A 19,373-nucleotide genomic window follows, 5' to 3' on the forward strand; every position below is an offset into this window, starting at 1 on the left:
CCATGCGCGTGCTGCTGGTGGAGGACAAGGACAGTTTCCGCAGGATGCTGGTGCAGGCCCTGGAGAGCGGCCCCTGGGAGGTGACGGCGGTGGGCGACCCGCGGGAGGCCCTGCAGGCCCTGGCCGGGGGCGCCTTCGACATCCTCGTGACCGATCTCCGGCTGCCGGCCATGTCGGGCCTGGAGCTGCTGAAGGCCGCCAAGCGCGCCCAGCCCGCGCTGCGGGCCGTGGTCATGTCCGCCTTCGGGGAGCCCGCCGACATCGTCGAGGCCATCCGCTGGGGCGCCGACGATTTCCTGCCCAAGCCCTTCGACCTGGATGTCTTCGGCGCGGTGCTGGACCGCCTGCGCAGCCTGCGCATGGCCCCGCCGCCCGACCCCCGGGAACCCTGGGTCGTCCATTCCCCGGCCATGGCGGCCCTGGAGCGCGGCCTGGTGAAGGCCGCGGGCTCCGCCGAGCCTGTCCTCTTCCACGGCGAACCCGGCACCGGCAAGGCCCGGGCGGCGCGCCGGCTCCATGCCCTGCGCCATCCCCAGGCCCCCTTCCTCGCGTGGGATGGCGCACAGGGCGCCCCCGGGCCCGCGGAGCTGGCGCTGCTCCGGGGCGGCAGCGTCTACGTGGCAGGCCTGGAAGGGCTCCCGGCGCCCGCCCTCATCGCGGCCATGGAGGGCGCGGAGGGGCAGGGCGTCCACTGGATGGGCGGCTGCGGGAGCCCGGAGGCGCTGCCCGAGCCCGTGCGGCTGCGCATGGGCGTCCTCACCTTCCGGCTGCCGCCCCTGCGCGAGCGCCGGGAGGACATCCTGCCCCTCTTCCGCACCTTCCTGGAGCTGCACGCCAGGCGCGAGGGGCGGCCCGTGCCCATCGTGGAGCGGGCCATGGAGAAGGACCTCCTCCACCGCGAGTGGCCCGGCAACCTCAGGCAGCTCACCTGGGGCCTGACCCAGGCCCTGGGCGGCACCGCGGGTTCGGTGCTCGCCGCGCTGCCGCCCGACGGCGCCAGGCGCGGCAGCTCCATGGTGCTGCCCTTTCCCGGGCCCGGCACGCTGGAGGCCATGCTGGGCGTCGTGTCCCGGGCCGCAGAGGGCGTCCTTCTGCGCAGGGCCATGGAGGGCCGCGCGTCCGACCCGGCCGCCCTGGCCCGGGAGCTGGGCCTCACGCCCAGGGCCCTCGCCAAGGCCCTGCGCGAGCACGGCATTCCCCTGGAGGACGACTGATGAGCGGACCTGACGACGTGAGGGAGCTCGTGAGGGCGGGCCTGCGGGGCCTCTCCCGGGTGGTGGTGGGCAAGGACGGGCCGGTGCGCCGGTCCGTGGCCGTGCTGCTCTCGGGCGGCCACCTCCTGCTGGAGGACCTCCCCGGCGTGGGCAAGACCACCCTGGCCAAGGGCCTCAGCCGGCTCCTGGGCGGGTCCTACCAGCGGGTGCAGGGAACCAACGACCTCCTGCCCTCGGACCTCCTGGGGATCCACCTGTGGGAGGCCGCGGGCCAGACGTTCCGGTTCCAGCAGGGCCCGATCTTCGCGAACGTCGTCCTCCTGGACGAGCTGAACCGCATCGGGCCCAAGACCCAGAGCGCCCTGCTGGAGGTGATGGTGGAGGGCCAGGTGACCCTCGACCGCACCACGTACCGGCTCCCCGACCCCTTCTTCGTCATCGCCACCCAGAACCCCATGGACACCTCGGGCACCTTCCCCCTTCCGGAAAGCCAGATGGACCGCTTCGCCTGCGTCCTCCACCTGGGCTACCCCGATCCGGTCTCGGAGCGGCTCGTCCTGCGGGGCGAGGCCGGCTCCGGGATCCTGGAGTCCCTGGAACCGGCCATGGATCTGGACGGCTGGCGCCGGGCCCGGGCCGAGGTGCGCAAGGTGCGGGCCTCCGACGGCGCGCTGGACTACGCCGAGCGCGTGGTGGCGCGGATCCGCGAGAACCGGGGCTTCTGCTCCACCCGGGCCGCGGGGCACTGGCTGGCGCTGTCCCGGGCGGAGGCCTGGCTCGACGGCAGGGACTTCGTGACGCCCGACGACCTCCAGTCCACCCTGGGCGACGCCATGGCCCACCGCGGGACCATGGACGACCGCCGTCTCAACCGTGACGAGCGGCGCGAGCAGCTGGGGCGGATGGTGGCCGAGGTCCCCGTGGGCTGGAAGCCTTGAGCGGGCCGGAGGGGGCGCCCCACGCCACCGGCATCGGCGACGCCATCCGGCAGGCCCGCATCGCCCAGGGGCTCTCCCTGCATGCCCTGGCCTTCGACCTGAACCTCAGCGTGCGTGTCCTCGAGGCGGTGGAGGCCGAGGCCTGGGACCGGGTCCCGCCGGGCCGGGAGCGGCCCTACGCGCGCCAGATCGCCGAGCGCCTGGGGGTGGACCCCGAGGCCTACTCCGAACAGTGGAACCAGCTTCCCGGATTGGTGGAGCAGGAACCGCCCGACCCGCGCCGTGAGCACCAGGAGCGCATCCTCATGGGCGCGCTCAGCGCCGGCACGCTCCTGCTGGTGCTCTGGCTCGTGGTGCCCGGGCGCAACCTGCGCCGCCCCCGGGGCCAGGCCGAGGTGCAGGTGGACCGCACCGGCCCCGCGCGCTGGAAGCCCGCCGAGCCGGAGGGCCCCTATCCCGTGGTGGGCGAAGTCCTGCCCGAAGTGCCCGTCAACGAGGAGGGCGTGCTGGTGTCCCTGCGCGCCCAGGACACCTGCGAGGTGACCGTCGCCCCCGGCGGCGCCCCCGCCCAGAAGCGCAGCCTGCGCGTGTCGGACCCCTGGCGCCTGCGGGTGAAGGGGCCCTTCTCCATCACCGTGGACAACGGCGGCGTCGTGGTGCTGGACGTCGCGGGCCGCAGGATCCGCCACGGAACCGCCGTCGGCGAACCGTGGACGGGGAAATTCGGCGAGAATGGGGAATGGATCGTCCCCGAGAGCACGGAGGCCAGGAACCCGCCCACGGCTCCGGAGACCGACCAGGAAGGGGAATGACGTGCATCTGATCGTTCAGAAATTCGTGGATGGCCAGCTGCCCGAGGCGATGGCCAGGTCCCTGGTGGCGGGCAATCTCCCGGTTCCGCCCATCGACCTGCTCCAGGCATTGAGCCACGCCGTCTTCAAGGAGACCCCCTTCGCCGACACCGCGGTGGAGACCGTGAAGGCCATGCCGGAGAGCCTGCTCTCCAACGCCATCCTCGGGCCCCAGGATCCGCCCGATCCCCTGGGACTCATCCTCATCCACCGCAAGGAGCCGGCCCTGCTGGAGACGGCCCTGCTGCACCCGGACATGAACTCCGCCTGGATGGAGCGGGTGGTGCCGTTCCTGCCGGGGGCCGTGCTGGAGATCCCCCTGAACAACCAGGTGCTCTGGCTGGAACGCCCGGTGATCCTGGATCTGCTGGAGACCCATCCGGAGGCCGAGTACCAGATCAAGCGCCGGGTCAACGAGTTCCGGCGGGACGTGCTGCGCCTGGTGACGAAGGAGGTCGCCGAGGAGCGCCTGGAGATCATCGACGAGGTGGAGGCCGGCAGGCTCGACAAGGCCTGGGCCGAGCTGCCCCTTCCGGTGGAGACGCCCGAGGAGCTGGAAGCCCCCGTGCGGGCCATTCTGGCGCCCGTGTTGGACGAAGAGGGCAACGAGATCCCCCTCTCGCTCACCAAGCGCGTGATGCGCCTGCGCACCAACCAGAAGATCATGCTCGCCATCAAGGGCGGCAAGGAGGAGCGGACCCTCCTCATCCGCGAGGCCAACCGCCTCATCCAGGTGAACGTGATCCGCAATCCGCGGATAACCGAGGGGGAGATCGCCTTCATCGCGCAGATGCGCACCATCAACGAGGAAGTCATCCGGATCATCGCCACGAACCGGGACTGGCTCAAGAAATACGTCATCGTGAAGGCCCTGGTGCTCAACCCCAAGACGCCCATCGCCCTTTCCCTGAACCTCCTCAAGCGCCTCATCGACATGGACCTGAAGCTCCTCATGAGGGACAAGGGCGTCGCCGAGATCCTCCGGCGGGAGGCCAAGCGCTTCCTGGAATCCAAGCAGCCCAAGTGACGCGGCTTCCCCTGGCCACTGTGAACATCGATTCATGATGTGAATCGTGGCAATTTTTTCCCGGAGCCTTGTATCATCCGGGGGAAATCTGGGAAGAATGGCGTATCCATTAGGGAATTGGGCCATCCCACCCGTGAATATTTTCCCTGCACAAAGAACGCAGCAGTCCTTCTCTTACCTGATTCTCATGGCGACTTTGGAATTCCCCACCGAGAAATCAGCAGCCTTCGCGGAAAACCCGGACCCTGGACCCGCCACCAGCCCTGGTTACACTGGAACGCTATGGACGAGGCCTCCCGAGATTCCGCACATGCGCCGCTGAAGGCCTTCCAGGACATGGTTTCCACCGGACCGCCCGAAGCGGCCGCCCTGGACCGGGTTCTGAAAATGCTTGAGCTGGAAGGCCAGCTCGAACACGCCCTGGCCCTCCTCCGCCTCGCGGGGCCGGCCTGGGAGCCCGTGCGCGCGCGGCTCCGGGCCGACGTGGCCACCTCCAGGGCCCGCCGCATGAACCGCTGGCAGACGGATCCCAACCGAAGGACCCTCCGGCTCCGCTTCGCCGTCTCGGAGCCCGCGTGCGGGCAGCACCCGCCGGCCCTGGCGTCCCAGCTGGCCCGGGCCATCCTGGACGCGGGGCTCCCGCTTGCCATGGGCCTCGAGAAGGTGCCCCGGCCCGCCCTGCATCTGGGGCACCCGCTGCCCCTGGGCGTTCCCGGCCGGGGGGAATGGGCCGACGCGGTGCTGGCCCATGGGGCCGGGATGCCGCTTTCGGAACTGCCCGGCTGCATCAACGCCCACGCGCCGGCGGGCCTCACCGTCCTCCAGTGCGAGATCGTCCCCAACTACGCGTCGCCCGTGTCCGACCTGTGCCGCTCCGCCTCCTGGCGCTGGCAGTGCCCTGCGGACCTGCTCGAGCGGGCCCTCTTCGCCACCGCGGAATTCATGGCCTCCGAACGCTTCGAGATGGAGAAATCCGGCAAGACCGGCGGCCACAAGGGCGTCAAGCGCGTGGAGATCCGCTCCCTCGTGGAGGCCATGGCCTGGAAGGACGGCGCGCTGGCCTTCACCACCCGCATCGCCTCCGGCCAGGCCCCCAATCCGCAGAAGCTCCTGGGGGCGATCCTGGGAGTCGATCCCGCCGGCGTCGCCTCCCTGGAGCGCACCGGGCTGCAGCTGGCCGCGGACCCGCGCCTCCTGGACGCCGACCGCTACGAACCCAAGCTGCACAACATGTTCGAGGACGCCGTCCTGCTGGACGCCGGGTCCCACATCCGCATCGTGGACGGGGACGACGACGATCCGATCATCCTGGGCGGGTAGCTACTTCGCCCTGCCGAAGTTGTATTCGAGGGTCATCCAGCCCGTGGTGGGCTTGCCGTTCTTCGTGGCCGGGGCGTAGCCCGAGGCCAGGGCGGCGTTCTGTGCGGCGTCGTTGTAGCCGAAGGGCCCGGCCACGCCCTGCACGATGACCACCTTCACGGGGTGTCCCTGGGCGTCCACGAAGATCTTCAGGATCACCTTGATGTCGCTGTCCCGGACATTGGCGGGCAGGAAGGCCTTGTTGGCGATGCGGGGCGCCGTGGGGCTGACGCGGCGCACGAGGGCGGCGGGCGTCTCCACCGCCTCCTGCTGCGCGGGCGCGGCGGCCGCGGGGGGCGGCGCCTGGGGCGCGGGAGTGGCCACCACCGCCGGGGCCGGGGCTTCCTGCTTGGCGGGGGCCGGCGCCGGCGGCGGCGCGGGCTGCGGCGCGGGCGCGGCCTTCTGGGCGTTGAGGGCGATGGTGTTGCCCTGGTTGGTCAACTCCTGCTGCTTCTTCAGGGCCTCGTCCTTCTGACGGCCCAGTTCCAGGGCCTTGGCCTTGGATTCCTCCAGGTCCTTCTTCGCCTTGGCGCGCTCCTCGGTGGTCTTGGCCTCCGTTGCCTTCTTGGCGAGCTGCTCCTGCAGGATCCTCTGGGACTCCTCCTGCTTGGCGATGTCCATGAGCTTGTTCTCGTTCGCCGCCTTCAGCTGCTGGAGTTCGGCGAGCTTGACCTGGATGGCGTTGTTCTCGGACCGGAGCTCGCGGTACTTGTAGCCGAAGAATCCGAGGATGGCCACGGCGGCCGCGCCGGCGTAGACGAAGTACTTCACCCGGCTCTGCCCGTCGGCGTTGACCAGGACGCTGCGCGACGCGCCCTCGGAAGGCAGGAACGGCGTGTAGTCCACGCCCTGGTCCGCCTTCATGGACTGGCCGTCCTGTTCGGCCTCCTCGCGGAAGAGCGTATGCATGTAGAAGGCCATGTTGAAGGTGGTGGGGCTGTAGTCGCCGTCGTAGAGGACGCGCTCGAGCTCCTTGTTGAATTCGCCCATGGAAGGGAAGGCGGAGGGGTCCACCAGCAGCCGGTTCAGGAGGCCCGCGATCTCGGCCGGAAGGGGGCCGTCCTCCATGGCCGCCTTCAGCGTGGCGCGGGACAGCGCCGCGGGGATGGCTTCAGGCGCGGGGAGCTTCTCCAGGGTCAGCAGCTCGAAGAGCACGGCGCCCAGGGCGAAGAGGTCCTGCTGCAGCGGGCTCCTGGCTTCCGGCGCGCGGTAGGGGGCGAGTTCCTTTTCCAGCCCCTTGGCCTTGGGCAGGAGCCCCGCCAGGATGCCGGCGTAGGGCGCGTCGACGATCTGCGTGGCGCCTTCGAAGCTCACCCAGATGCTGTGGGGGCTCAGGGCGCCGTGGTGGAGATCCTTGGCGGCCAGCGCCATGAGGGACATGGCCAGGCCCTGGATCACGGAAAGGGAATGGTCCACCCCCAGGGGGATCTGCTCCTCGCGGGTCTTCCTCAGCACCTGCGCCAGGCTGCGCCCGGGCACGTAGTCGCAGACCACGTGGGGCGTCCTGCCGGGCTCGGCATGGTAGTTGGCGCCGAAGCCGCGGCTGCCGGCGAGGATTCCGGCCACCCGCGCGGCCTCCCCCATGCGGGCGCCGATGCCGGCGTCCACGAGCTCGTCGGTGAACGTCCGCAGCAGGTGGTGCTTCTCGAAGGCGCTGCCGGAAAGGGAGAGCCCGCGGTGGATCCTGCCGATGGGGTCGGCCGTGAGTTCACTGGAAAGCATGTACGAGCCGAGCCGGGTATACGAGGCCATTCCTGTCTCCATGGTGATGATAGGAAGATATCGAAAAGACTAGTCCCTGGCTATGCTTTCATCGCCGGGGGCGTCCCACTGGTCGCCGACGGCCCGCCACAACTGGATCCAGATATTGGCGGTGCCGTTGATCCCATTGGAATAGGAAAGCTGGAGCTGGGCGAAGGGCACCGAAAGCTCGTCCCATCCCCCCTTCCTGCGCCCGGTCGCCTCGTCGAAGCATTCCTGGAGCGCCTGGTTGCGGTCGAACTTGACCTGCGCCCACTGCACCAGCCTGGGCCGGGGGTCCAGGGGAGACGTGACCGCCCAGAAGGGCTCCCGGCTCAGCACGAGCTTCGGAAGCTTCTCGTCGCCGTAGGCCTGGAACGACTCCCGCAGCGACGATACGCCCACCACCGCCGAGGGGTCCATGAGGAGCTGGACCTGGTGGGCCAGGACGCCCAGCTCCCTGGCAATGCGCTCCGGCCGCTTGTGATCCTCCGTGAGGGCCACGATGCGGCGGAACTGCTCCTCCACGTCCTCCACGGTGGGCACCTGGTCGTTGGCCTGCCCCCGCGCGCCGCTGACGAGCTCCCTCGCGTGGGTGGCGAGGAAGGCCGCCATGCGCTTGGGCAGGAGCCGGGCGGCCCGCCCTGTCTGCACTTCATGGAAGGCGGGGCTCCAGGCGCCCAGGGAGGCCCAAGACACGGCGAGGCAGGCGGCGACGTTGAAAAGGTGGTTTCGGATCACTTGGAATCCCGCATGAACAGCCATTTTCTCATGGATCGCCCCCTCGCGTAGACTCGGCTCCATGCTTTCCCGGGACGAACTTTGGCAGCGCCTGAGCGGCGACGGTTTCTGGGCCCTTCCCTGGGCCCTGGGGGCCGCCTGCGCCGTTCCGTGGGCCCTGCCGGAAGCCTGGGACGGCAGGCTCCCCCTGGGGGCGCGGCTGGCGGGGTGGGCCGCCGTGGCCTGTTCCCTGCCCCTGGCGCCGCGCCGGCGCTGGATCGGGCTCTGCCTGGCCATCGCCCTGGCCTGGGGCACCCTGGGCGGGCTGGGGCGCCTGGCCCGGTGGGAATGCGCGCTTCCCGCGGGGCCCGCGCGGATCCGGGGCGTCCTGGCGGCGCCCTGGGCGCTGCGGGGCCGCTCCCGGGCCGGGGCCCTGCGCGTCGAAGCGCCGGAGGCCCTGCGGGGCCTGGCGCTTCCCTTGGACCTTCCCGCCTCGGGCGTGCCGCCGCCCCCGCCGGGCACCCCCGTGGCCTTCGGGGCCGACCTCCAGCGGGTGGAGGCAGGCCCCGGGTTCCTCGCCGAGCGCCCGCGGTGGCGCGCCCGGGAGGCGGGGGCCCCCCGGAGGCTGCGCCTGCCCTCGTCCCTGGTGCTGGAGGTCCTGGGCCCGCCCCGGCCCTCCCCGCTGCTGGCGCTGCGCGCCTGGGTCCACGCGAGGTTCCTCGCGCTGCCGCTCTCCGCCCCGGCCCGGGACCTCTGGGGCGCCCTCACCCTGGGCATCCCTCCCGCCCACGGGGAGGCCTTCAGCCCCTTCGTCCAGAGCGGGACCATCCACACCCTCGTCGTCTCCGGACTGCAGGTGTCCCTCGTCATGGCGGGCCTGGAGGCCCTGTGGCGGCGCGCCCTGGGCCGCGGCAGCCCCGCCGCCGCCATGGCGGGGGGCCTGGCCTACTGCGCCCTGGTGGGGTTCACCGCCCCGGTGTGGCGCGGCTTCCTCATGGGCCTCGCCTGGGCCGCGGCCAGGGGCACCGGGTGGAAGGTCCCCCAGGTCGTGACCCTCCACGGCGCGCTGGTGGCGTGGCTCCTGGTCCACCCCGCGGCCGGGTGCGATCCCGGCTTCCTCCTGTCCTGGCTCGCCCTGACCGGCCTGCTGTGGGGCAGCCGCCCCTTGGCCGGGCTCCTGGGGCCGCTGGCGGGGCGATTCGCCGGGCCCCTGGCGAGGGTGCTGGCCCCCTGGCTCTCCACGTTGCCCCTGCTGGCCCTGTTCCACGGGGGCGCTCCCCTGTGGTCCGCCGCCGCCAACCTGGCCCTCCTTCCCGTGGTGGCCGTGCTGGCGCTCCTGTGCCTCGCCCTGGTCTTCCTGCCGGCGCCCTGGGCCGTGGCGCCCCTCGGCCACGTCCTGGCCTGGGTGGGCGGGACCCTGGTGCCCGCCTTCGCCCGCGTCGTCCCCCTCGCCACGGGCACCCTCTGGCCCTGGGCCGCCCTGGGCCTGGGCTGGGTCCTCCTGGCGCAGCTCCATGCCGGGTTCCGCCGCACCCGCTGGCTCACCGCGGCCCTGGTGGCGGGCTCCCTGGGTCTGCTGGCCTCCAGGGGCACCGGAAGCCCTCCCCGCGCCCTGAGCATCGAGGCCCTGGACGTCGGCCAGGGCGATGCCCTCCTGATCCGCGTCCCGGGCGGCGACGCCACCCTGGTGGATACCGGCCCCGACGCCGGCTCCGCCCGGAGGATCGCGCGGGTCCTGGCCCGGCGCGGCGTCCGGGAGCCCCTCCACCTCATCCTCACCCATCCCCATCAGGACCACGCCGGCGGGTGGGAGGCCCTGGAGAGCCTCTGGCCCCTGGCCTCGGTGAGCCGGCCGGCCATGGCCCCGGCGAAGTGGGAGCCCTTCGGCGCCGCGCCCTCCCGGCTACGCGCCCTCCCGTTGCGCCGCGGCGACGCGTGGAACCGCGGCGGGGCCTCCTTCTCCGTGCGGTGGCCGCCGGGCCCCATGGCCCTGCGGGACGTGAACATGAACTCCCTCGTCCTGCGCGTGGCCTGGCGCGGCCGGGAACTCTGGCTCATGGGCGACGCCCTGGCCACCCAGGAGCGCGACCTCCTGGACCTGGGGGACCCCGGTCCCCCCGCCCCCGGACGGCTCCTGAAGGCCGGCCACCACGGCAGCCGCAGCGCCTCCGGATCCGCCTGGACCGCGGCCCTGGACCCGCGGCTGGCCCTGGTGTGCGCCGGCCGCGGCAACGTCTTCGGCCACCCCCACCCCGAGGCCCTGGAAGCCCTGGCCGGCGCCCACCTGTTCGTCACCGGGGACTGCCTGGGCATCCGCGCCGAGGCCGTGCCCGCGGGCTGGCTCGTGGAGACGGGCAGGGGCCGGAGCCTCCTCCTGGCCTCACCGCCCCCCGAAGACCCCCAGCCCAGCCAGGCGCGCCATCAGCTCCCGGCTCACCCGCTCATGGTTCTCCCGCCACTCCCGGTGCGCCTCGGGCCCCACGCGGTTCGCCACCGCCAGCACGGCCCCGCAGGGCACGCCCGCCTCCGCGCAGGCCGCAAAGACCCCCGTGAGCTCCAGGTGCTCCACGGCCGCCAGCTCCCCCAGGCGCCGCGCCCCCTCCTCCGTGCGCGTAATTCCCGGCGGCACCGCCACGGAATGGGCCGGGAAGGGCAGGGCCGGCACGAGGGTCGCGGGCCACCGGACGACTTCGATGGCCGGCCGGTAGGCCCGCCCCTCCAGCTCATCCAGGGAGATGGCCAGGGCCTCCGAGGCCCAGACGGCGTCCCCCGGCTGGAGCCGCGCGTCGTAGGACCCGCAGGTGCCCACGAACAGGACGCGTTCCGGATCCAGCTCCGACAGCAACCGAACGGTCGCCACCGCGGCCGTGAGCGCCCCGACGCCGGTGCAGGCCACCCGCCAGCCGGCGGGAGGGGTGGCGTCCCACCCGGCGAGTTCGGGGGGGAAGGCTGCGAGGAGGAGGGAGGGGCGGGGGGGCATGGGCCCATGGTACGACAGGGCCTTGCGGGTTGCTCCGGTCTCCTGGCCCCCAAATGAAAAGGGGCGCCTGGGCGCCCCTTTTCATCTGTCTGCCGCAGGAACTACTTCTTCTCTTCCAGGACGGCCTGGGCGGCGGCCAGGATCGCGATGGGCACGCGGTAGGGGCTGCAGCTGACGTAGTTCAGGCCCACGCGGTGGAAGAACTTCACCGAACGGGGGTCGCCGCCGTGCTCGCCGCAGACGCCCAGCTTGATGCCGGGGCGGGTGGAGCGGCCCTTTTCGCAGGCGATGCGGACCAGCTCGCCGATGCCTTCCTGGTCGAGGCTCTGGAAGGGGTCGTCCTCGAGGATCTTCTTGGAGACGTACTCGGGCAGGAAGGAGCCGGAATCGTCGCGGGAGTAGCCGAAGCCCATCTGGGTGAGGTCGTTGGTGCCGAAGGAGAAGAACTCGGCCTCGGTGGCGACCTTGTCGGCGGTGATGGCGGCGCGGGGGATCTCGATCATGGTGCCGATGGGGCAGCTGAAATCGGTTCCCTGCTCCTTGTTCACCGCGGCCAGCTCGTCCAGCATCTCGGCCTTGGTGAAGGCCAGCTCCTTGACGGTGCCGATGAGGGGAACCATGACCTCGGGCAGGGCGACGATGCCCTTCCGGCCCACGGCGATGGCGGCCTCGCTGATGGCGCGCATCTGCATGCGGATGAGCTCGGGGTAGGTGATGCCCAGGCGGCAGCCGCGGTGGCCCATCATGGGGTTGAACTCGTGCAGCTTCTCCACGCGGTGCTTGACCTCGGCGGCACTGACGCCGATGACCTTGGCCATTTCGAGCTGGCCGGCCTCGTCGTGGGGCACGAACTCGTGGAGGGGGGGATCCAGGAGGCGCACGGTGACGGGCAGGCCGTTCATGGCCTCGAAGATGCCTTCGAAGTCCTGGCGCTGGATGGGCAGGAGCTTCTTGAGGGCTTCCTTGCGGGCCTCCAGGTCCTTGGCGAGGATGAACTCGCGCACGGCGATGATGCGCTCGCCCTCGAAGAACATGTGCTCGGTGCGGCACAGGCCGATGCCCTCGGCGCCGAAGGCGCGGGCCACGTCGGAGTCGTGCGGGGTGTCGGCGTTGGTGCGGACCTTGAGCTTACGGACGGCGTTGGACCAGGTCATGATCTTCATGAACCGGCCGAACAGCTCGCTGTCCTCGGCCTTGAGCTTCTTCTCGACGAGCACCTGGTTCACTTCGGAGGGGAAGGCGCTCAGCTGGCCGGCGAAGATCTCGCCGGTGGAGCCGTCGATGGAGATGAAGTCGGTGCCGGCCTTGAGGGTGATGTCGCCGACGTTGACCGTGCCGGCCTTGACGTCGATGTTCAGGGCGGAGGCGCCGCAGACGCAGGGCTTGCCCATGCCGCGGGCGACCACGGCCGCGTGGCTGGTCATGCCGCCGCGGGCGGTGAGGATGCCGTTGGCGGCGACCATGCCGGCCAGATCCTCGGGGGAGGTCTCGATGCGGACCAGGACGACGGGACCGGTCTTGGCCAGCTCTTCGGCCTGCTCGGCGCTCAGGGCGATGCGGCCGGCGGCGGCGCCGGGGCCGGCATTCAGGCCCTTGGCCATCAGCTTGCCGTCCTTCTTGAAGGAGGCCTTCTCCTTGGGATCGAACACGGGGGCCAGCAGCTGGTTGAGGCTGTCGGGATCGATGCGGGTCAGGGCGGTGTTGCTGTCGATCATCCCCTCGTCCACCAGGTCGATGGCGATGCGGATGGAGGCCAGGGCGGTGCGCTTGCCGATGCGGGTCTGCAGCATGAACAGCTTGCCGCGCTCGATGGTGAACTCGATGTCCTGCATATCCTTGAAGTGGCGCTCAAGGCGGTTGCAGGTGGCCAGCAGTTCAGTGAATGCCGCGGGCATGGCCACTTCCAAGGACGTGTGGCCGGTGCCCTCGGCCTGGGCCTTGGTGATGGGCTGGGGGGTACGCACGCCGGCGACCACGTCCTCGCCCTGGGCGTTGATCAGGTATTCGCCGTAGAAGTAGGGCTCGCCGGTGCCGGGGTCGCGGGTGAAGGCCACGCCGGTGCCGCAGTCGTCGCCCATGTTGCCGAACACCATGGTCTGGACGTTGACGGCGGTGCCCCAGTCGTCGGGGATGCGGTTCAGGCGGCGGTAGATCTTGGCGCGGTCGGTCTCCCAGCTGTCGAACACGGCGCAGATGCCGCCGAAGAGCTGCTCGATGGGATCCTGGGGGAAGGGCTTGCCGAGTTCCTTCTGGACGATCGCCTTGAAGACGACGGTCAGGTCCTTCCACTCCTCGGCGGTGATGGCGGTGTCGAGCTTCTTGCCGGTCCTGGCCTTGAGCTTCTCGATCTCATGCTCGAAGAGGTCCTTGTGAACGCCCAGGACCACGTCGGAGTACATCATGATGAAGCGGCGGTAGGAATCGTAGGCGAAGCGGGGGTTGTTGCTGGCCTTGGCCAGGCCTTCGACGGTCTGGTCGTTGAGGCCCAGGTTCAGGACGGTGTCCATCATGCCGGGCATGGAGACGCGGGCGCCCGAACGCACGGAAAGGAGGAGGGGGTTCTCGACGTCGCCCAGCTTGCGGCCGCGGTTGCCTTCGAGCCACTTGAGGGACTCCAGGACCTGCGCCTTGACGTCCTGGGGAAGCGTCTGGCCGCCCGCGATGTAGAGGGTGCAGACCTCGGTGGTGACGGTGAAACCGGGGGGCACGGGGATCTCGAGGCCGGCCATTTCGGCGAGGTTGCAGCCCTTCCCGCCGAGGAGGTTACGCATGGTCGCGTTGCCCTCGTTCCGGTCTCCGCCAAAGGTGTATACGTGTTTTGTCATAAGCTCCTCGGAGAAAAAACCAAATTAGGCTCCAGTCTAGCCGACTGACGGGAAAAGTCCTGCCTTAATTCCGGACCGGGCAGTCGTCATAACTGCTCCGAACAGCAGGGTTAGGTTGGTAAATAACGCTTTGAGGAAGGCGCTGGATGTGAGATGATGATCGATTCGCGTCGTGATGACGCTGGAGGCACACCCATGGCGACCCCCCCCCGCAAGGACTCGAAGAAGCGAGTGAGCGCAAAGAAGCCTGGGGGACCGGTTCGCACCGGTGGCAAGCCCGTATCCCGGGCCGGTTCCAAGCCCCCTTCCCGGACGGGGGCCAAGCCCGCGCCCAGGACCGGTTCCAGGCCGGCCCCCCGGACCGCCGCCAAACCCGACTTCCGGAACGAAGTGAACCCTGCCTACTGGCCTGACGAGACCCCCGCATCCCGCCCCGAGGGCAAGCCCTCCTCCCGGACCGGCGAGCGTTCTGCGAACCGGACCGGCGAGCGTTCTGCGAACCGCACCGGCGAGCGGCCTGCGACCCGCACTGGCGAGCGGCCTGCGACCCGCACTGGCGAGCGGCCTGCGAACCGCACCGGCGAGCGGCCTGCGACCCGCACCGGCGAGCGGCCTGCCTCGCGCAGCGGCGCCCCGGCCAAATCCGGCCTCAAGCCCCGCGCCAAGGCCCAGCCGGGCGCCAAGCCCAAAACCGTCCAATCGGGCGACCGCCTTCAGAAGATCCTCGCCGCGGCGGGGGTGGACTCCCGGCGGGCCTGCGAGCAGATCATCCTGGACGGGCGCGTCCAGGTGAACGGGGTCACCGTCACGGAGCTGGGCACCCGAGCGGATGCCCGCCGGGACGAGATCACGGTGGACCTCCAGCCCATCACCCGGGAGAACCTGGTCTACATCCTTCTGAACAAGCCCAAGGGCTACGTCACGAGCGTGAAGGACGACCAGGGGCGGCCCACGGTCATGGCGCTCATCCACGGGGTTGACGCGCGGGTGTATCCCGTCGGGCGACTGGATTTCAATTCCGAAGGGCTGCTCCTGCTCACCAACGACGGGGCCCTGGCGCAGCGGCTCATGGCGCCCGAGTTCCATGTGCCCAAGGTCTACCTGGTGAAGATCCACCGCATGCCCAAGCCCGAGACCCTGGACGAGTTCCGGGAGGGGTTCCGCCTGGACGGGCGGCGGCTCAAGCCCTGCGGCATCGAGATCGCCGAGAAGGCGGACAACCCCTGGCTGCGCGTCACCCTCATCGAAGGCAAGAACCAGCAGATCCGCAAGATGTTTGCCGCAGTGGGGCACCCGGTGTCCAAGCTGCGCCGCATCCAGTTCGGTCCCCTGGACGATCCCGCGATCAAGCCCGGCGAGTGGAAGTTCTTGAATCCCCAGGAACTCGCGGCGCTGAAGGCCCTCTAGTTCGACTGTGGCGTCTGGAAGCCGGGTGGGCCGGGTCCCCCCATCGCGCCCCGATTCGTTGTCGCCGGCAAGCCGGCGCCAACGGAAAGCCATCGACCAGGTTGGAGGCCTGTGTTGGCACCTGCCAACTCCGATGGATTGCCGAAGCAGCCCTGCCGGCACAGGCTCCCCGGGCCGGCCTATGGCTCGGAGGGCCTGCTGCGAGTTGAGTCTGGCGAATGCCAAAGGCGCCGACGCTGATTAGGCCATGGCCATGCCGAACTAAGCGACGGTCCAGGATCGAGGTGGTGAACGGGGTGTGCCGGTGCGGCCGGAGAAAGGGCATCGGGGTAACCGCAGGATCAGCATTCGGATGAGGTGCGCCAGTCTTGCGACATCGGGAGGGATCTCGCGTCCAGGCCTCAGGCAGGTAGAGTCGATAGGCCACGGGCAGCGCCGCGACGTGATTGGTCAGCGAAACGTTTTCGCCACTTGGCAGTTCTGATGGTTTCCCCGGCAGCCGCAGTATGGGTGGGCCACACCCACGGAATGTCGGCCTTGCCTGGGAAAGGACGTGTCATCGACAATCCACGCCTCGATTCGGCCCCTGGAGGAGATGAATGGCAGGGCATAAGCCCGGCTAAAATCCAGCACGACCTGGGCATCCCACTCTGAGTCGGTGATGAGCCGCTGGATGGAGGCATAGCAGGCTTCAGTGCGCCCCGGATCCAGTCTGGCCGCGATGGGCTCCATGCTTTTGCGCTCCCCGGGAAGCAGGAGCCCACTGCAATACCCGCACAAAGCTCCTTGCGAACCGGACCATCCGGACAAGCGCAAGGCTTCGGCCACTTGGTTCGAAAAGGCGTCGAACCGGGCCTCGCTTTCAGGGTCCAGTGCCTCCATCATCCCCTCCGTGGTGGACCTTCTGGGTGAACCCAACCCCATGGGTTCCCCATGGGGCCGGCTCAGCGACAGGAGAGAGACCGGGCGCCCAAATCCAAATCAGCGTCGGCGCGACCCGGACTGAACCCTGCTCCACTCGCAGCTGGCGTTCAAAACCATAGGCCAGCCCGGGGAGCCAACGCTCATGCAGCGGCCAGAGGCACCCATCGGAGTTGGTGGGTGTGAACATGCTCCTCGCGTCCCAGGTCGGGATCTCTCCGTCGGCGCCGGCTTGCCGGCGACAACGAAACCGGGCGAAATGGGGGGACCCGGCCCACCCGGCTTCCGGACGCCACAGTCGAACTAGCCAGGCCACACGAAGCCGGGCTCCGAGCTGGTCACGTCCATCAGGCCCTTTGACGCGGCCCAGCCCACATCCCAGGTCTTCATGCCCTCCAGGAGCGAGACATCGCCGTCGGGGGGCATGAGGGCCCCCACCCAGCGGTCGCGGCCGGTGTTCTTGGCGGCGTAGAGGCACTGGTCGGCCAGCTTCAGGGCCTGCTGCCAGTCGGCGAGCTCGGGGTGGTGGGGGTGGACGGGGAGGGCGGTGAAGCCGATGGACCAGCTCTTCTGGAATTCCACCCCGCCGGGGAGCACGAAGGTGCAGGCACGGATGGCCTCCAGCAGTCCGTTGGCGATGGCGGGGGCGCCGCTGCGCCGGGTGCGCCGGGCCACCAGCAGGAATTCCTCGCCGCCCCAGCGCACCAGGGAATCGGTGGCCCGGGTGTTGGCCCTGAGGATCTCGGAGAGCTGCTTGAGCACCAGGTCCCCGGCCAGATGGCCGTGGGTGTCGTTGACGGACTTGAAGTGATCGATGTCCATCAGGAACAGGAGGATGTCCTCCTTGTTGAGGAGGGGGTCCTGGCCGGTGTCCAGGTGTTCCCGGAAGGCCCGCTGGGCCTGGAGGGCGTCGGTGGGCAGGGAGAGGTCCAGGAAGCGGCGGTTGTGGAGGCCGGTGAGGGGGTCCACCAGGGACGCCTCCTCCAGGGCCCGGTTGGCTTTTTCCAGCTGCTTCTTGGAGGCCTCCAGGGCCTCGGTGCGGGTGGCGACCATGGCCTCCAGGGCGGCGTTGCGCCGGTGGAGCTGGGCGGTGCGCCGGCGGAAGCCCAGGAGGACCACGCCTCCGGCCGCGAGGGCCGAGAGGGTGCGGAACCACCAGGTTCCCCACCAGGGCGGGAGGATCCGGAAGGAGAACCCGGCCACCGGCCCGGGGGGGCCGTCATTGAAGCGGCTGCGCACCTCGAACCGGTAGTTGCCGGCCGGCAGGGCGGGATAGCGCGCCTCGTAGATCCGCGTCTCGCGCCACTCGTTCTCCAGGCCGACCAGACGCACCTCGTGGCTGATGCGGCTCTCGTTCTGGAAGGAGAGGCCGGAGAAGTGGAAGGAGAGCGTGCGGTTCGCGTAGGGGATCCGGGGGCTGGCTTCGTCCACGGCGTGCTCGCGGCGCAGGTCGGTGATCTCCTGGATCTTGGCCACGGGGGGCGGGGGCGGGCCCTGGTAGGCCCGGGGCTGGAAGTAGGAGATGCCGTTGGCGAACCCCTGCCAGAGGCCTCCGTCGGGGTCGATGGTGAGGCCGTTGGCCATGGGGTCCTGGCTGATGAGGCCGTCGCTCTTGCTGAAGACATCGAGGTCCTTGCCGTCCCAGCGTTTCATGCCCCCGCCGGTGCCGAGCCAGAGGATGCCCTTGGGGTCGAAGCCCATGCTCAGGATGCTGTCCCTGAAAAGGCCTTCGGGCTGGGTGCGGGACTCCGCCACCTGCCAGGCGCCGTTCACGCGGGCCAGGCGGCTGATGCCCTTGGCGTCGAGGTACGAGACCCACATGAAGCCCCGGGGGTCCCGGGCCAGGCTGGCGCAGTTGGTGCCGAGCAGGCCCTGCTCCCGGCCCAGGCGGGTCCATTTGCGGTTCTCCAGGAAATACAGGCCGTGCTCGCCGGCGGCCCAGAGGCCCCCGCCCAGGTCCTTGCGGAGGGAATTCACCCTCTCCTCGGCCTGGTGGCCTGGGAAGGGCAGGTGCTCCGTCTTCCAGCCCCACCTGTCCCGGGAGACCTGGTAGACGCCGTCGGTGCGCGAACCCAGGTAGGCCCCGCCCTCCGGGGCGCTGGCGATGGTGAGGATCAGGTTGCTGGTCTTGCAGGGTTTGATCGAGATCTTCTCCACGCGGTCCGTCTTGAGGTCCAGGCGGAAGACGGTGTTGAAGTCCTCGTTCTTTCCGGATCCGCCGAACCAGAGGGCTTCGCGGCCGTTGCCGCCCCCGGACAGGAGGGTGCGGCCCTCCGTGCCGTGCAGCACGCTCCAGGTCTCGCCCTTGAGCACGGCCACGCCGCTGTCGGTGCAGGCGAAGACCCTTCCGTCGGCGCTGTGGCCGATGTCCCACACCGAAGGGGAGGGCAGGCCCTGGTGGAGGCCGAAGTTCGTCCAGAGGGAGCGCCCCTTGAGCTTGTGGATACCCTCGCTGGTCACCCAGAGGTTGCCCTCCCGGTCCAGGTACGTGAGGGAGGCCCAGCCGCCGGGAAGGCCCTTGGACTCGCCCAGGGTCCAGGCCTCGTCCCCGTCGAAGCACACCAGTCCCTTGGAGGTGCCCACCCAGATCCGGCCCGCGCTGTCCTCGATGGGGGGGTAGGGGTTGTAGGTGTTGCTGGGCAGCTTGGAGGAGAGGTCGACCCAGGAGGCGTCCCAGCCGTTCCGGCGCCAGAGGCTCTTGCGGTCCCGGAGGAAGATCCGGCCCGAGCGGTCCTGGAGGATCCGGCAGCCGGTGCCGTGGAAGGTGGGCGGCAGGTCCAGGCTGCTCCACGCGCCCGCGAGCCGGCGCCAGAGCTGGGTCTCCGTGGTGAGGAGCAGGGTCCGCAGGTCCCGGGAGGCCCATCCGGACGTGATCTGGTCGGGCAGGGTCTTCACCACGGCCATGGGCTCGTTCCCGTGCCTTCCGAACACGGCCTTGCCCTGGACGGCCACGGCATTCCCGTTGGAGCCCAGGGCCAGGAACGGGGACCGCTGGCGGGGCAGGCCCTCCACGGGCTTGAGGTCCCGGCCTTCCAGCCGGAAGATGCCGTCATCCGTGCCGACCCACAGGCCCCCGGTGGGAGATGCGGCCATCTCCCAGATGATGCTCGACTTGAGACTCTGGCCCCAGAGCTGGAAGTGGTGTCCGTCGTAGCGGTAGAGCCCGTCCTCGGTGCCGGCCCACAGGTAGCCTTCGGCGTCCTGGGTGAAACTGTAGACGCTGAGGTTGGTGAGCCCGTCCTCGACCCCATAGCTCTGGAACGAGAAGACCCCCGGCGGCACCTTTCGCCCGGCGGCGGGTGCTCCGAGGAGGGGCAGCAGGAGGATCGAGCCTGCGACTGCGCGGCCCAGGACCGTACGGATGGATGACCTCCTTGGGGTTCAGTTGCGT

At 70.2% G+C, this 19,373-nt stretch carries 12 protein-coding genes and 1 pseudogene; 7 read left to right on the forward strand and 6 right to left on the reverse strand.

From position 1 onward, the window contains the following. Nucleotides 1–2: 2 nt before the first annotated feature. From ACZ5MC_RS08920 to ACZ5MC_RS08940, 5 genes are all read left to right on the forward strand, one after another. Complete coding sequence (locus ACZ5MC_RS08920; RefSeq protein ID WP_306599981.1) at nucleotides 3–1,214, forward strand: sigma-54-dependent transcriptional regulator; 1,212 nt, start codon at nucleotides 3–5, stop codon at nucleotides 1,212–1,214. Further along, nucleotides 1,214–2,152 carry an AAA family ATPase gene (locus ACZ5MC_RS08925; protein WP_464517565.1) on the forward strand — a complete coding sequence of 313 codons (939 nt, stop codon included), beginning with the start codon at nucleotides 1,214–1,216 and terminating at the stop codon, nucleotides 2,150–2,152. The genes ACZ5MC_RS08920 and ACZ5MC_RS08925 overlap by 1 nt, the downstream gene beginning before the upstream one ends. After that, nucleotides 2,149–2,964, forward strand: a complete 816-nt coding sequence (locus ACZ5MC_RS08930) for a helix-turn-helix domain-containing protein (protein ID WP_306599983.1) — start codon at nucleotides 2,149–2,151, stop codon at nucleotides 2,962–2,964. The genes ACZ5MC_RS08925 and ACZ5MC_RS08930 overlap by 4 nt, the downstream gene beginning before the upstream one ends. Before the next feature lies 1 nt (nucleotide 2,965). Next, nucleotides 2,966–4,030: a hypothetical protein gene (locus ACZ5MC_RS08935; RefSeq protein ID WP_306599984.1), complete on the forward strand. Its 1,065-nt coding sequence runs from the start codon at nucleotides 2,966–2,968 to the stop codon at nucleotides 4,028–4,030. Nucleotides 4,031–4,366: 336 nt separating this feature from the next. Beyond that, nucleotides 4,367–5,350, forward strand: a complete 984-nt coding sequence (locus ACZ5MC_RS08940; protein ID WP_464517566.1) for a DUF2344 domain-containing protein — start codon at nucleotides 4,367–4,369, stop codon at nucleotides 5,348–5,350. On the opposite strand, the gene ACZ5MC_RS08945 is transcribed toward ACZ5MC_RS08940, so the two are convergent. Next, nucleotides 5,351–7,141, reverse strand: a complete 1,791-nt coding sequence (locus ACZ5MC_RS08945; protein WP_306599986.1) for a hypothetical protein — start codon at nucleotides 7,139–7,141, stop codon at nucleotides 5,351–5,353. 39 nt (nucleotides 7,142–7,180) lie between these two features. Further along, entirely contained in the window at nucleotides 7,181–7,870 is a 690-nt protein-coding gene (locus ACZ5MC_RS08950) for a hypothetical protein (protein WP_306599987.1), read from the reverse strand. 61 nt (nucleotides 7,871–7,931) lie between these two features. On the opposite strand from ACZ5MC_RS08950, the pseudogene ACZ5MC_RS08955 reads away from it, so the two are divergent. Beyond that, a pseudogene (locus ACZ5MC_RS08955) lies at nucleotides 7,932–10,061 on the forward strand (ComEC/Rec2 family competence protein); the annotation flags it as partial. Nucleotides 10,062–10,229: 168 nt separating this feature from the next. On the opposite strand, the gene ACZ5MC_RS08960 reads toward ACZ5MC_RS08955, so the two are convergent. Both ACZ5MC_RS08960 and ppdK read right to left on the reverse strand, forming a co-directional pair. Beyond that, nucleotides 10,230–10,829: a 5'-methylthioadenosine/S-adenosylhomocysteine nucleosidase family protein gene (locus tag ACZ5MC_RS08960; RefSeq protein WP_306602322.1), complete on the reverse strand. Its 600-nt coding sequence runs from the start codon at nucleotides 10,827–10,829 to the stop codon at nucleotides 10,230–10,232. A gap of 101 nt (nucleotides 10,830–10,930) precedes the next feature. Then, the gene (gene ppdK / locus ACZ5MC_RS08965) at nucleotides 10,931–13,654 is read right to left on the reverse strand and encodes a pyruvate, phosphate dikinase (RefSeq protein WP_464517567.1); all 2,724 of its coding nucleotides are present in this window, start codon (nucleotides 13,652–13,654) and stop codon (nucleotides 10,931–10,933) included. 195 nt (nucleotides 13,655–13,849) lie between these two features. On the opposite strand from ppdK, the gene ACZ5MC_RS08970 reads away from it, so the two are divergent. Further along, on the forward strand, nucleotides 13,850–15,061 hold the full coding sequence (locus ACZ5MC_RS08970) for a pseudouridine synthase (protein ID WP_464517568.1): 1,212 nt from the start codon (nucleotides 13,850–13,852) through the stop codon (nucleotides 15,059–15,061). Nucleotides 15,062–15,511: 450 nt separating this feature from the next. Here the strand turns inward: ACZ5MC_RS08970 and ACZ5MC_RS08975 are convergent, their stop codons facing one another. Together ACZ5MC_RS08975 and ACZ5MC_RS08980 are read right to left on the reverse strand one after the other, a co-directional pair. After that, on the reverse strand, nucleotides 15,512–15,985 hold the full coding sequence (locus tag ACZ5MC_RS08975; protein ID WP_464517569.1) for a transposase: 474 nt from the start codon (nucleotides 15,983–15,985) through the stop codon (nucleotides 15,512–15,514). A 300-nt stretch (nucleotides 15,986–16,285) separates the two neighbouring features. Continuing rightward, nucleotides 16,286–19,264, reverse strand: a complete 2,979-nt coding sequence (locus tag ACZ5MC_RS08980; RefSeq protein ID WP_464517570.1) for a ligand-binding sensor domain-containing diguanylate cyclase — start codon at nucleotides 19,262–19,264, stop codon at nucleotides 16,286–16,288. Nucleotides 19,265–19,373 lie beyond the last annotated feature (109 nt).

Source organism: Mesoterricola sp. JemC181, assembly GCF_055384585.1.

Coding starts and splice junctions, on each gene's coding strand:
- ACZ5MC_RS08960 (WP_306602322.1), bottom strand. CDS start 10,829: ATGCCCCCCCGCCCCTCCCTCCTCCTCGCAGCCTTCCCCCCCGAACTC.
- ACZ5MC_RS08925 (WP_464517565.1), top strand. CDS start 1,214: ATGAGCGGACCTGACGACGTGAGGGAGCTCGTGAGGGCGGGCCTGCGG.
- ACZ5MC_RS08940 (WP_464517566.1), top strand. CDS start 4,367: ATGGTTTCCACCGGACCGCCCGAAGCGGCCGCCCTGGACCGGGTTCTG.
- ppdK (WP_464517567.1), bottom strand. CDS start 13,654: ATGACAAAACACGTATACACCTTTGGCGGAGACCGGAACGAGGGCAAC.
- ACZ5MC_RS08920 (WP_306599981.1), top strand. CDS start 3: ATGCGCGTGCTGCTGGTGGAGGACAAGGACAGTTTCCGCAGGATGCTG.
- ACZ5MC_RS08970 (WP_464517568.1), top strand. CDS start 13,850: ATGGCGACCCCCCCCCGCAAGGACTCGAAGAAGCGAGTGAGCGCAAAG.
- ACZ5MC_RS08945 (WP_306599986.1), bottom strand. CDS start 7,141: ATGGCCTCGTATACCCGGCTCGGCTCGTACATGCTTTCCAGTGAACTC.
- ACZ5MC_RS08975 (WP_464517569.1), bottom strand. CDS start 15,985: ATGGGGTTGGGTTCACCCAGAAGGTCCACCACGGAGGGGATGATGGAG.